Origin of the sequence: Aureimonas pseudogalii (assembly GCF_014196835.1) — a bacterium.
In the GTDB taxonomy this organism is placed as follows: domain Bacteria; phylum Pseudomonadota; class Alphaproteobacteria; order Rhizobiales; family Rhizobiaceae; genus Aureimonas; species Aureimonas pseudogalii.
Map to the genome: position 1 here is coordinate 223,780 of NZ_JACIEK010000005.1, position 13,476 is coordinate 237,255.

At 68.1% G+C, this 13,476-nt stretch carries 9 protein-coding genes; 6 read left to right on the forward strand and 3 right to left on the reverse strand.

Going from position 1 to position 13,476, the window contains the following annotated elements; translation table 11 throughout:
* The first annotated feature begins 139 nt into the window (after positions 1-139).
* The 4 genes from GGR04_RS11965 to GGR04_RS11980 all read left to right on the forward strand — a co-directional run bounded on the left by GGR04_RS11965 (position 140) and on the right by GGR04_RS11980 (position 5,939).
* The gene (locus GGR04_RS11965; protein WP_183200123.1) at positions 140-1,312 is read left to right on the forward strand and encodes an AI-2E family transporter; all 1,173 of its coding nucleotides are present in this window, start codon (positions 140-142) and stop codon (positions 1,310-1,312) included.
* Between the two features lie 8 nt (positions 1,313-1,320).
* Positions 1,321-1,989 carry a P-loop NTPase family protein gene (locus GGR04_RS11970; RefSeq protein ID WP_183200124.1) on the forward strand — a complete coding sequence of 223 codons (669 nt, stop codon included), beginning with the start codon at positions 1,321-1,323 and terminating at the stop codon, positions 1,987-1,989.
* A 244-nt stretch (positions 1,990-2,233) separates the two neighbouring features.
* Positions 2,234-4,432, forward strand: a complete 2,199-nt coding sequence (locus tag GGR04_RS11975; RefSeq protein WP_183200156.1) for an RNA degradosome polyphosphate kinase — start codon at positions 2,234-2,236, stop codon at positions 4,430-4,432.
* Positions 4,380-5,939 (forward strand): Ppx/GppA family phosphatase, encoded by a 1,560-nt coding sequence (locus tag GGR04_RS11980; RefSeq protein ID WP_183200125.1) that lies wholly within the window; start codon positions 4,380-4,382, stop codon positions 5,937-5,939. Before GGR04_RS11975 ends, GGR04_RS11980 begins: the two co-directional genes overlap by 53 nt.
* A 24-nt stretch (positions 5,940-5,963) precedes the next feature.
* On the opposite strand, the gene rnd is transcribed toward GGR04_RS11980, so the two are convergent.
* A complete protein-coding gene (rnd, locus tag GGR04_RS11985) occupies positions 5,964-7,115 on the reverse strand; it encodes a ribonuclease D (protein ID WP_183200126.1) in 1,152 nt (383 codons plus the stop codon).
* A gap of 233 nt (positions 7,116-7,348) precedes the next feature.
* Between rnd and aspS the strand changes: the two genes are divergently transcribed.
* Positions 7,349-9,139 (forward strand): aspartate--tRNA ligase, encoded by a 1,791-nt coding sequence (gene aspS / locus GGR04_RS11990; protein ID WP_183200127.1) that lies wholly within the window; start codon positions 7,349-7,351, stop codon positions 9,137-9,139.
* Positions 9,140-9,185: 46 nt separating this feature from the next.
* Here the strand turns inward: aspS and GGR04_RS11995 are convergent, their stop codons facing one another.
* The gene (locus tag GGR04_RS11995) at positions 9,186-9,716 is read right to left on the reverse strand and encodes a 2'-5' RNA ligase family protein (RefSeq protein WP_183200128.1); all 531 of its coding nucleotides are present in this window, start codon (positions 9,714-9,716) and stop codon (positions 9,186-9,188) included.
* 65 nt (positions 9,717-9,781) lie between these two features.
* On the reverse strand, positions 9,782-10,963 hold the full coding sequence (locus GGR04_RS12000; protein ID WP_183200129.1) for an aq_1923 C-terminal domain: 1,182 nt from the start codon (positions 10,961-10,963) through the stop codon (positions 9,782-9,784).
* Positions 10,964-11,178: 215 nt separating this feature from the next.
* Here GGR04_RS12000 and parC point away from each other — a divergent pair, with 215 nt between their 5' ends.
* Positions 11,179-13,428, forward strand: a complete 2,250-nt coding sequence (gene parC, locus GGR04_RS12005) for a DNA topoisomerase IV subunit A (protein ID WP_183200130.1) — start codon at positions 11,179-11,181, stop codon at positions 13,426-13,428.
* Positions 13,429-13,476 lie beyond the last annotated feature (48 nt).

Consider the following 13,476-nt stretch of genomic DNA (forward strand, 5'->3'; position numbering starts at 1 on the left):
CTGCTCGGGAAGTCGAAACAGCACACAAGCGCCTCGCTTTGCGACGGGGAGCCTTGACCCGATTCCGCGCGGCTGCCTATCTCCGATCGACCGCGCGAGGATCCTGACGTCCCGCACGCCGTCCGGTCCGGAGTGACGCATGGTCTACGATCGAAGCCGCCTCTTGCAACGCCAGATCCTGTTCTGGAGCCTGACGGCGCTGGTCGTGGTGCTGCTGCTCTGGTTCTTTCGGGGCATCCTCCTGCCGTTCGTGCTCGGCATGGTGATGGCCTATTTCCTCGATCCCATCGCCGACTGGCTGGTGCGGCGCGGGCTCTCGCGGCTGATGGCGAGCCTTCTCATCCTCGTCACCTTCATCATCGTCATCACGCTGGTGCTCCTGGTGCTGGTGCCGGTGATCGGGGGGCAGGTGGCCGGCTTCGTCGAGCGGCTGCCGCAATATCTCGGACGCCTGCAGGAGCTGGCGCAGGAGCTGCGGGCGGGGCCGCTCTCGCGCTTCGTGGAAGGCGGCGACCAGACGCTGCAGCAGGATTTCCAGGCGGTCGTGCGCCAGCTCTCGGGCTTCGTCACCTCGCTCGTCGCCTCGCTCTGGACCTCGAGCCTCGCGGTGGTGAACTTCCTGTCGCTCTTCGTGGTGACGCCGGTGGTCGCCTTCTACCTGCTGCTCGACTGGGACCGGATGATCGCCAAGATCGACGCGCTGGTGCCGCGCCAGCACGTGAACACCGTGCGCCGGCTGGCGCGCGAGATCGACCGCTCGGTGGCCGGCTTCGTGCGCGGGCAGGGCAGCGTTTGCCTCATCCTCGGCACCTACTACGCGGTGGGTCTCACCGCCGTGGGGCTGAACTTCGGCCTGCTCATCGGCTTCTTCGCCGGCATCATCTCCTTTATTCCCTATGTCGGCTCGGCCATCGGCCTCGTCATCGCGGTCGGCGTCGCGCTCGTCCAGTTCGCGCCGGACTGGATCTGGGTGGCGGCGGTGGCCGGCGTGTTCTTCACCGGCCAGTTCGTGGAGGGCAACATCCTGCAGCCCAAGCTCGTCGGCGCCTCGGTGGGGCTGCATCCGGTCTGGCTGATGTTCGCGCTCTTTGCCTTCGGCGCGGTGTTCGGCTTCGTCGGCCTCCTCATGGCCGTGCCCGCCGCGGCGGTGGTGGGCGTGCTCGTTCGCTTCGTGATCCAGCAGTACCTGACGAGCGAGGTCTATTTCGGCCGCACGATCGAGGCGAATGCGGGGTCTCGCCAGATCGGCGCGGAGACCACGGGCGCGTCCATTGCCAAGCCGGTCGATCCACGCCTCGGACTGCCCGATTGACGACTCGCATGCCCGCGCAGATCCCGTTCGATCTCCCCACCCGGACCTCGCTGGCGCGCGACGACCTGGTGGCGAGCGAGGCCAACGCGCTGGCGATCGGCGCCATCGACACCTGGCCGGACTGGCCGCATCCCGTGCTCGTGGTCGCCGGGCCGCCGGGCTCGGGCAAGACGCACATCGCCGCCGCCTGGGGCGAGCGGGCCAGTGCCGTGAGTTTCGACGACGCGGCGGAGCTTCCCGCGGCGCCCTTCGCGGTGCTCGTCGAGGATCTCGACCGGACGCCCTACGACGAGGCGGCGTTGTTCGCCCTCCTCAACGCGGCGCGTCTCGGAGGGGGCAGCGTGCTCGCGACCTCCCGTCTGCTGCCCGCCGCGCTGCCGATCCGCCTCGCCGACCTTCGCTCGCGGCTGCGCGCGGCGACGATCGTCGAGCTCGCGGCGCCCGACGAGGATCTGCTGCTCGGCGTGCTGCTGAAACTCGCCTCCGACCGTCAGATCGAGTTCGATCCCAAGCTCGCCTTCTTCGCCTTGTCGCGCATGGAGCGCTCGCTGGAGGCCGCCGCGGAACTCGTGCGGCGGCTCGATCGCGAGGCACTCGCGGCCAAGGGCCCGATCAACCGGACGCTGCTGCAGCGAGTGCTGCGCGAAATGGCGCTGGAGTCGGGGGAGCCGTCATGAAACAGTCGTGGGAACGTCATAGGAGCGAGCGATCCATGGGCAGAAGGACCGTCCGAGCGCGATGACCGATTCGATCTCCACCGAAAAGCCCAAGGTCGAACCCGCCACCGCGCCGCGTCGTCGCCCCACGCGCCGGACCAAGGACGCGAGCGTGCAGGACGTCGCGTCGGCCGTCGATGGAGACCTCGCCGACGACGAGACGCTCGAAGGGGAGGCGCTGCAGGACCAGCCCGACCAGCCGCTGATGGAGGCCGCCGGCATCGTGCCCGTCGCGGCGCCGGTGCCCGTGCCGCCCGCGCCGCTGGCCGAACTGCCCGCCGACCGGTTCGTCAACCGCGAGGTTTCCTGGCTGCAGTTCAACCGCCGGGTTCTCGAAGAGTCGCAGAACGCCGCGCAGCCGCTGCTGGAGCGCGTCCGCTTCCTCTCGATCTCGGCCGGCAATCTCGACGAGTTCTTCATGGTGCGCGTCGCCGGCCTCGCCGGGCAGGTGCGCGAGAAGGTGACCGTGCGCAGCGACGACGGGCTGCTGCCGCAGGAGCAGCTCGACCGGGTGCTCAGCGAGATCGTCATTCTTCAGGAGGAGCAGCAGGCCTCGCTCGCCGTGCTGGTGAAGGAGCTGAAGGCCGCCAACATCCTCATCGTCGCTGCCGGTGACCTGAAGAGGGACGACCGCGTCTGGCTGGAGCGCCATTTCGACGAGGCGATCTTCCCGGTCCTCACGCCGCTGTCGATCGACCCGGCGCACCCGTTTCCGTTCATTCCCAATCTCGGCTTCTCGATGGCGCTGTCGCTCGTGCGCGAGCGCGACAAGCAGTCGATGAACGCGCTCCTGCGCCTGCCGGTGGCGCTGCAGCGCTTCATCGAGATGCCGCTGACCGAGGGCGGGCAGGCGCGGTTCGTGCCGCTGGAGAGCGTTGTCGCCGCCTTCATCGTCAAGCTCTTCCCGGGCTACCGGGTGCGCGGGCAGGGCACGTTCCGCATCATCCGCGACTCGGACATCGAGGTCGAGGAAGAGGCCGAGGATCTCGTGCGCCTGTTCGAGACCGCGCTCAAGCGTCGCCGGCGCGGCTCGGTGATCCGCATCGAGTTCGACCACGCCATGCCCGAGTCGCTGCGCAACTTCGTCGCCAGCGAACTCGGCGTCGCCGAGAACCGCATCTCGGTGATGGACGGGCTGCTGGCGCTGGAATCGGTGTCGCAGATCGTCAAGCTGCCGCGCGACGACCTGAAGTTCGACCCCTACATCCCGCGCTTTCCCGAGCGCATCCGCGAGCACAACGGCGACTGCTTCGCGGCCATCCGCGAGAAGGACATCGTCGTCCACCACCCCTACGAGAGCTTCGACGTGGTGGTGCAGTTCCTGCGCCAGGCCGCGCTCGACCCCCACGTCCTCGCCATCAAGCAGACGCTCTACCGCACCTCCAACGACTCGCCGATCGTGCGCGCGCTGATCGACGCTGCCGAGGCCGGCAAGTCGGTGACGGCGCTGGTGGAGCTGAAGGCGCGCTTCGACGAGGAGGCCAACATCCGCTGGGCGCGCGATCTCGAGCGCGCCGGCGTGCAGGTGGTCTTCGGCTTCATCGAGAAGAAGACGCATTCCAAGCTGTCGCTCGTGGTGCGCCGCGAGGAGGGCAAGATCACCTCCTTCGTGCATCTGGGCACCGGCAACTACCACCCGATCACCGCGAAGGTCTACACCGACCTCTCCTACTTCACGGCCGACCCGGACATCGCGCACGACGTCTCGCTGATCTTCAACTACATCACCGGCTACGCCGAGCCGACCGAGCTTCGCAAGCTCGCGATCTCGCCGCTGACGCTGCGCAAGCGCATCCTTCAGCACATCGAGGAGGAGATCGAGCACGAGAAGGCCGGACGCTCCGGCCAGATCTGGATGAAGATGAACTCGCTCGTCGACGCGCAGATCATCGACGCGCTCTACCGAGCGAGTCAGGCCGGCGTCGAGATCGACCTCATCGTGCGCGGCATCTGCTGCCTGCGCCCGCGGGTGCCCGGCCTCTCCGAGAACATCCGCGTCAAGTCGATCGTCGGGCGCTTCCTCGAGCACAGCCGCATCTTCTGCTTCGGCGCCGGCCACGGGCTTCCTTCGGAAAAGGCGATCGTCTACATGGGCTCGGCCGACATGATGCCGAGAAACCTCGATCGACGCGTCGAGACGCTGATCCCGATCACCACGCCCACGGTCCACAGCCAGGTTCTCTCGCAGATCATGCTCGCCAACATCCTCGACAATCAGCAGAGCTGGTCGGTTCTGTCGGACGGCACCTCGCGGCGCATCGTGCCCCTGCCAGGCGAGCAGCCGTTCAACGCCCAGCGCTACTTCATGACCAATCCGAGCCTCTCGGGACGCGGGAAAGCCCTGAAATCGAATGCGCCGAAGCTTATCGCCAGACAACGTGCGGAGCACTCCCGTTTCGACTGACCCCCTCCCGCACGGACGCATTCCCGGGCGTACGCCCGTGGCGGTCGTCGACATCGGCTCCAATTCGGTGCGTCTCGTCATCTACGAGGGCAACACGCGCGCGCCGACCGTGCTCTTCAACGAGAAGGTGCTGAGCGGTCTTGGCCGCGGGCTGGCGCAGACCAACCGCCTCGACGACAAGGCGGTGGCGAGCGCGCTCTCGGCACTGTCGCGCTTCCGGGCGCTGTGCGCGCAATCGGGCGTCACCGAAATTCACCCGATCGCAACGGCCGCCGCGCGCGAGGCCACCAACGGGCCGGACTTCGTGCGGGCGGCCGAGGCCGCAATCGGCTGCTCGATCACCATTCTGTCGGGCGCTGACGAGGCGCATTTCGCCGCCGAGGGCGTCGTCTCCGGCTTCCACGCGCCGGACGGCATCGCCGGCGACCTCGGCGGCGGGTCGCTGGAGATCGTCGACGTCGCGGGGGGCAGGATCGGGCAGGGCGTCACCATGCCGCTCGGGGGGCTGCGCCTGCAGGATCTCTCCGGCAACGACGTTGCCAAGGCGCGCGCCATCGCCGAGAGCCACGTCATCGCCACGGGTTTTGCCGGCGTCGCGACTGGGCGGCCGTTCTTCGCGGTGGGCGGTACCTGGCGCAACCTCTTCAAGCTGCACATGGAGCAGACCGGCTATCCGCTGCACGTGATGCACGGCTACAGCGTCAAGCCGGCCGCGATCGCCGACTTCCTCGCCTCGGTCATTAAGGCCGACCCCGACAAGCTGCCGGGCATCGCCGCCATCTCGCGCAGCCGCCGGGCGCTGCTGGCCTTCGGCGCGGTCACGCTCCAAGCCGTCATCACCCATCTCAAGCCCTCGGAGATCGTGCTCTCGGCCTATGGCGTGCGCGAGGGCTACCTGCACGCCCGGCTGGACGCGGCGGAGAAGGCCAAGGATCCGCTGATGGAATCGGCGCACGAACTGTCGTTCCTGCGCTCGCGCTCGCCGCGCCACAACGAGGAACTGGTGGAGTGGTCGTCGCGGACCTTCGCTGCGCTCGGCATCCACGAGACGCCCGGTGAGGAGCGTTTGCGCAAGGCCGCCTGCCTGCTGACGGACATCTCCTGGCGCGCCCATCCCGACTATCGCGGGCGCCAGAGCATGTCGATCATCGTCAACGCCAACTTTCCGGCGGTGGACCATGCCGGCAGGGCCTATCTCGGCCTCGCCAACTACTATCGCTACGAGGGCTCGTTCGATCCCGATTCGATCGCCAACATGGGCCATGTCGTCGAGACGCGCACGCTGACGCTGGCGCGCATTCTCGCTTCGCTCTTTCGCGTCACCTACCTGCTGACCGCGGCGATGCCTGGTGTTCTCGAACGCCTGCGTTGGGCGCAGGATCCGCGCGGCGGCTTCACTCTGGTCATTCCACGGGATCTCGCCGGTCTTCTCGGCGAGCGCCCCGAAGCCCGGCTTCAGGCCTTCGCCAAGATCATCGAGCGGACGCTGCGCATGGAGGTGCGCTGACGCCCGATCGAGGGGAGGAGGGGGTCAGAGCTTGACCACCTCGACACGCCGGTCGCGGTAGACCAGGGCCGAGCGGCCGGCGAGCAGTTCGAGCGCGCGCTCGCCGAAGAGCTCCCGCCGCCAGCCCTGCAGCGCGCCGACATTGGCGCGCTCGCCATCGACCGCGAGCTTCTCGAGATCGTCGGCCGACGCGATGAGGCGGCCGGCGACGCCGCGTTCCTCGACCACGATCTTGAGCAGCACCCGCAGGAACTCCACCGCTGACGCGGTGCCGTCCGGCAGGTTCGGCGCCTTCGGCACCGGCGGCAGCTCGGCCTTCGGGATGGCGGCGGCGCGCGCCACGGCGGCGAGGATGTCGCGCCCGGCGCTGGAGCGCTCGAAGCCCTTGGAGACCGTGCGCAGGCGAGACAGTGCGGCTTCGTCCTTCGGCTGTTGCTGCGCGATCTCGTAGACCGCGTCGTCCTTCAGGACGCGCGAGCGCGGCTGGTCGCGGGCGCGCGCCTCGCGCTCGCGCCAGGCCGCGACCTCCTTCAGTACCGCCAGCTCGATCGGCTTGCGAATGCGCAGCTTCAGTCGGCGCCAGGCGTCGTCGGGATGAATGTCGTAGGTCTTGGGGTCGGCGAGAACCGCCATCTCGTCTTCCAGCCAGTCCTCGCGCTTTTCGACCTCCAACGCTTTCGCAAGAAAGCGATAGGCGTCGCGCAGATACGTCACGTCGGCCAGCGCGTATTCGAGCTGGTCGGGCGACAGCGGACGACGGCGCCAGTCGGTGAAGCGCGAGGTCTTGTCGATGCGCCCGTCCGAGGTGCGCGCCACCAGCGCGTCGTAGGCGATCGATTCGCCGAAGCCGCAGACCATGGCCGCGACCTGCGTGTCGAAGAGCGGGGCGGGGATCAGCCCGCCGAGCTTGTGGATGATTTCGATGTCCTGCCGCGCTGCATGGAACACCTTCAGCACGCCGGCATCGGCCATGAGCGCGAAGAACGGCGCGAGGTCGATGCCCTCGGCCAGCGGATCCACGAGCACCGCGAGGTCGTCGGATGCCATCTGGATGAGGCAGAGCTCGGGCCAGAAGGTGGTCTCGCGGATGAACTCGGTGTCGACCGTGACGAACTCGGCCTTCGCGAGGGTCTTGCAGGCGTCCGCCAGGGCGGTGGTCGTGATGATCGGCTCCATCCCTCCTTATAGAACGTCTTTTTCCCGCGTTGCACGGGGGCTCGGGCGAAGCGGAGCCAATTCACCGCTTTCGCCCGCGCCGAGGCCGGATCGACGGGCGCTCCGAGCCCGAAATCTTGACAGGATGGGGCCTCCATGCGCTTTTCCGCCCCAAATCAGGGCGCGGGCGCCGGTGCTTCGGCACGCGCTTCGCGCGGCGGGTTCGCCCGTCCGCCGGAAAGAAAGACCGAATCATGCATTGCTATCGCAGCCACACCTGCGCCGATCTGCGCCCCGCCCATGTCGGCGAGACCGTCCGCCTGTCGGGCTGGGTGCATCGCGTGCGCGACCATGGCGGCCTGCTCTTCATCGACCTGCGCGACCATTACGGCCTGACGCAGATCGTCGTGGACCCCGAATCCCCCGCCTTCCAGGCCGCCGAGACCGTGCGCTCGGAATGGGTGATCCGCATCGACGGCACGGTGAAGGCGCGGACGCCCGAGACCGTCAACACCAAGCTGCCGACCGGCGAGGTCGAGATCTTCGCGCGCGAGATCGAGGTGCTCTCGCAGTCGAAGGAGCTGCCGCTGCCGGTCTTCGGCGAGCAGGAGTATCCGGAGGACGTGCGCCTCAAGTACCGCTTCCTCGACCTGCGCCGCGACACGCTGCACAAGAACATCGTGCGCCGCACGCAGATCATCGCCGCCATGCGCCGGCGCATGACCGAGACCGGCTTCACCGAGTTCTCGACGCCGATCCTCACGGCCTCCTCGCCCGAGGGCGCGCGCGACTTCCTCGTGCCGAGCCGCATCCACCAGGGCAAGTTCTACGCGCTGCCGCAGGCGCCGCAGCAGTACAAGCAGCTGATCATGATGAGCGGCTTCGACCGCTACTTCCAGATCGCGCCCTGCTTCCGCGACGAGGACCCGCGCGCCGACCGCCTGCCCGGCGAGTTCTATCAGCTCGACCTCGAAATGAGCTTCGTCGAGCAGGAGGACATCTTCCAGACGATGGAGCCGGTGATCCGCGGCATCTTCGAGGATTTCGCCGACGGCAAGCCGGTGTCGCAGACCTTCCGCCGCATTCCCTATGCCGAGGCGATCCGCAAATACGGCTCCGACAAGCCGGACCTTCGCAACCCCATCGAGATGCAGGCCGTGACCGAGCATTTCGCGGGCTCGGGCTTCAAGGTCTTCGCCGGGATGATCGCGAAGGACCCGGCCGTCGAGATCTGGGCGATCCCCGCCAAGACCGGCGGCTCCCGCGCCTTCTGCGACCGGATGAACGCCTGGGCGCAGGGCGAGGGCCAGCCGGGCCTCGGCTACATCTTCTGGCGCGACGAGGCGGGGGCGCTCGGCGGCGCCGGCCCGCTCGCCAAGAACATCGGCGAGGAGCGCACCGAGGCGATCCGCACCCAGCTCGGCCTCGAGGCGGGCGACGCTTGCTTCTTCGTGGCCGGCGTGCCGAAGACCTTCGCGGCCTTCGCCGGCGCGGCGCGCACCCGCGTCGGCGAGGAGCTGAACCTCGTCGACCGCGAGCGCTTCGAGCTCGCCTGGATCATCGACTTCCCGTTCTACGAATGGGACGAGGAGAACAAGAAGGTCGATTTCGCGCACAACCCCTTCTCGATGCCGCAGGGCGGCATCGAGGCGCTGGAAAGCCAGGAGCCCCTGTCGCTCAAGGCCTACCAGTACGACATCGTCTGCAACGGCTTCGAGATCGCGTCGGGCGGCATCCGCAACCAGCTGCCCGAGACGATGGTCAAGGCCTTCGAGATCGCCGGGTACTCGCGCGCCGACGTCGAGGAGCGCTTCGGCGCGCTCTACCGCGCCTTCCAGTATGGCGCGCCGCCGCATGGCGGCATGGCGGCGGGCGTCGACCGCATCGTGATGCTGCTCTGCGGCGTCAAGAACCTGCGCGAGATCACCATGTTCCCGATGAACCAGCAGGCCTTCGATCTCCTGATGAACGCGCCGTCGGAGGCGTCGAACCCGCAGCTGCGCGATCTCGGCATCCGCGTCGCTCCGCCCGCGCCCAAGGCCTGAGGCCGGGTTCTACGACTGACGAAAAAGGACGCTGCGGCGCCCTTTTTCACGCTTCCGGTTCGGGGAAGGGAAAGGCGCCCGCCGGCTCCCAAGGGCCGCCACGATAGTGCCAGAGAAGAAGGCCCGTCGCCTCGGCCGCGAAGGGTACGAACGCCGCATTCAGCGCGGCATGAAGCGCCTTGGCCTCGCCGGCCGGCGCCTTGTTCTGGATCGTGACGTGAGCCGAGAAGCGCTGCGCGTCCTGCGGCGTCAGCCAGCTGGACCAGCGGCGGGCGAGGTCGGCGCGCAACACGTCGAGCGCGGGCGAGGCGATCGTATAGGCCGTACCGTACCCGAGGAAGCGCAGCCCGGTGATCGCCAGCGGAATGGCGCCGCGCTGCTCCTTCGTCGCCTCGCGAAGGTCGGCGACGATCGCGCCGATCTCCTCGCCGGGCAGCTTGTGGAAGAGCGAGAGATGCGCCGGCACGATGTTGCGTGCGGGCGGAAAATGCTGTCGGCGCTCGGACTGGAAGCGTCGGAAGGACGGCTCGTCGAAGCGCAGGGTAACGAGAAGCGGGTCGGACTCGTGAGACGGCATGTCGGCGCAACGGCCGCGCCGCCGCCCCGGTTGCCCGGCGGCGGCGGTTTGTCTCGTCCGGGTCGTCAGTTGCCCGAGCGCACGTCGACGTTCAGAACCTGCGGCAGCGTCTGCGGCGCGCCCATCGCGGCGCCGATGATCTGCGTCGCCGGCACCGGGGCGGGTGGCGCGATCTCGATGCGCAGCGACTTCGGGTTCTGCAGGAAGTCGGTGACGGCGCCCGAGACCTTGGCCTGGAAGGCCGGATTCTGCAGGGTGCCGAGCGCCAGCGGCATCATGCCGGTCAGCGAGGAGACGAGCTGCTCGCGGCTCTGGTTGTTCTGCTTGGCGAAATAGTCGAGCAGGCGGTTGGTCAGCGAGCGGTCCTCGAACTCGAGCGAGGCGGACTGCAGGTAGAGCTGCGAGACCAGTCCGATCACCGCCATGCCCGCACCCTCGGATTGGCCGTTGGTCGCCTTCATCTGCTCGGAGAGCTGCGCCAGCGACTGGATGAAGCTCGGCGTGTAGCCGGTGATCGTGTAGGCGAAGGCGAGTTCGCCGGCATCGTCCACCTCGATCTGCAGCGGCGATAGGGTGAGCGCGCCGCTCTGCGGGTTCCAGGAGGCGACGCCGCTGACGTCGCCGCTGACCTGCGGATAGCCGAGTTCGGTCATCACGGCTGCGCCGCCCGGCGCGCCCGAGGCCGTGGTGTTCACGCGGAACTTGCCGACGTCGAAGGTCGAGCGGTAGCCCTCGGTCGCCGATCCCGCGTTCTGCAGGCGCACGTTCTCGACGCCGACCACCGACTTGCCGTCCTTCTCGATGCCGACCGTGCCGACATTGGCGCGCTCGAAATAGACGGGCGACAGGGCCGCGGAGGTGTCGTTCGTGCCCTTCAGCGACAAGCCTTCGACGGAGGCGCCCGAAACGGTGACGCGCGTGCCGCCCTCCGCCTGATCGACGTCGTTCAGCACGACGCGGCCGGCGCGCCAGCCCTCGGGCGTCGAACCGGCGACGTCCTCGAAGCGCAGGTCGCCGAGACCGAGCGCCTCGGCGCCGGGGCGCTGCGGCGTGATCTTGGCGTCGCCGAGCACCACGTCGTCGCCGTCCGCGGTCGCGCCGGCATAGGAGAGCACGACCGACTGGCCGGCCATGACGCTCTTCAGGCGCTCGCCGAAGGCCTGCGCGTCGGCGGCGAGAGCGGAGGTGGAGCCGGCGAGAACGAGCGCGAGGCCCGCCAGGACGCTGCGGGCGGAAAGTGCGGACATGCGGAAAGGACCTTTCGAAGGATGGACCGCGGCTGAACGGTTCGTGCGACCAGCCAGGAAGGGCGAACAGGCCTCTATTATGGCGGTTCGCCCTCCGATGGGAAGGCGGCCGGCGCTTTCACGAAAGCCTGTTGGCCGCGGAAGGCGAATGTGCTCGGCCGAGCCGGTTTGTTCCTTGCTTGTTCCCAAGCGGCCTTTCGGCTATCGGGTCTCGCATGGCCAAGACCGTTGATCCTCCTGCCGATGGCGGCGACATCGAACCGATCGACCTTCGGGCAGCGCTGGAGGAGCGCTATCTCGCCTATGCGCTGTCCACCATCATGGGCCGCGCCCTGCCGGACGTGCGCGACGGCTTGAAGCCGGTGCACAGGCGGATCGTCCATGCGATGCGCGTGCTACGCCTCGACCCTGGCCAGGGCTACAAGAAATGCGCGCGCATCGTCGGCGACGTGATGGGCAAGTTCCATCCGCATGGCGACGCCTCGATCTACGACGCGCTCGTGCGTCTCGCGCAGGATTTCGCGATCCGCTATCCGCTGATCGACGGGCAGGGCAATTTCGGCAATATTGATGGCGATAGCGCCGCGGCCATGCGCTACACCGAGGCGCGGATGACCGACGTCGCGACGCTCTTGCTGCGCGGCATCGACGAGAACGCCGTCGATTTCCGGCCCACCTACAACGAGGAGGACCAGGAGCCGATCGTGCTGCCGGGCGCCTTCCCGAACCTTCTCGCCAACGGCGCTTCGGGCATCGCGGTGGGCATGGCGACCTCGATCCCGCCGCACAACGCCGCGGAACTCTGCGACGCCGCGTTGAAGTTGATCGAGGATCCGCAGGCCGATCTCGACCAACTGCTGAAGTTCGTGCAGGGACCGGACTTCCCGACCGGCGGCATCATCGTGGACGGGCGCGAGGTGATCCGCGAGGCCTATGCCACGGGGCGCGGCTCGTTCCGGGTGCGCGCCAAGTGGGAGCGTGAGGAGCAGGGGCGCGGCGGCTACGTCGTTGTGGTCACCGAGATCCCCTATCAGGTGCAGAAGTCGCGGCTGATCGAGAAGATCGCCGACCTCTTGATGGCCAAGAAGCTGCCGCTGCTCGCCGACATCCGCGACGAATCGGCCGAGGACGTGCGCGTCGTGCTGGAGCCGAAGGCGCGCACGGTCGATCCCGAACTGCTGATGGAGTCGCTGTTCCGCACCACCGATCTGGAATCCCGTATTCCGCTGAACATGAACGTGCTCTCCGGCGGCAAGGTGCCGCGCGTCATGTCGCTGAAGGAGGTGCTGGCCGAGTGGCTGGCGCACCAGCGCGAGGTGCTGCTGCGGCGCTCGCAGTTTCGGCTGGATCAGATCGAGCGGCGGCTGGAGATCCTGTCGGGCTACCTCATCGCCTTCCTCAATCTCGACGAGGTGATCCGCATCATCCGCGAGGAGGACGAGCCCAAGCAGGTCATGATGACCACCTTCGAGCTTTCCGACCTCCAGGCCGAATCGATCCTCAACATGCGCCTGCGCTCGCTGCGCAAGCTGGAGGAGTTCGAGCTGAAGAAGGAGTTCGACCAGCTCTCCGCCGAGCGGGCCGACAAGGTGGCGCTGCTCGGATCGGCCGACCTGCAGTGGGGCCGCGTCGCCGCCGAGGTGCGCGAGGTCCGCGAGGCCTTTTCGAAGAAGACCAAGCTCGGCAAGCGCCGCACGCTCTTCGCCGACGCGCCGGAGCGTTCGCTCGACGATCTCGCGGTGGCCCTCATCGAGAAGGAGCCGGTGACGGTGATCCTCTCGCAGAAGGGGTTCCTGCGGGCGCTGAAGGGCCATCTCGCCGACCTTTCCAACGTCGCCTACAAGGATGGCGATGGCTTGAAGTTCGCCTTTCCGGCGCTGACCACCGACAAGCTCATCTTCCTGTCGACGAACGGGCGGGCCTTCACGCTCGGCGCCGACAAGCTGCCGGGCGGGCGCGGGACGGGCGATCCCATCCGCTTGGCGATCGAGCTGGAGGACGACCAGGACATCGCGCTCGGCTTCGTCGCCGACCCCGCGGCGCGCCGGCTCGTCGCCTCCAGCGACGGCAACGGCTTCGTCGTTTCCGAGGCGGAGCTGCTCTCGGGCACGCGCAAGGGCAAGCAGATCCTCAACGTCGCGGCGCCAGTGCGTCTCGTGCGCGCCGAGCGGATCGGCTTGGGCGACAGCGTGGCGACGGTGGGCGACAACCGCAAGATGGTCGTCTTCCCGCTCGCGCAGGTGCCCGAGATGACGCGCGGCAAGGGCGTTCGGCTGCAGCGGTTCAAGGATGGCGGGCTCGCCGACCTCAAGGTGTTCCGGATGGCGGACGGGCTTGGCTGGAGTGATACGGCCGGGCGCACCCACAACCGGTCCGAGGCCGATCTCGTGGAGTGGCGCGGCGACCGCGCACAGGCCGGCCGGCTGGTGCCGAAGGGTTTCCCGAAGAGCGGCCGCTTCACCTGAGAGGTGAAGATCGGCGCTAAATTCGAAGCCGTTCAGCCGGTTGAAAGA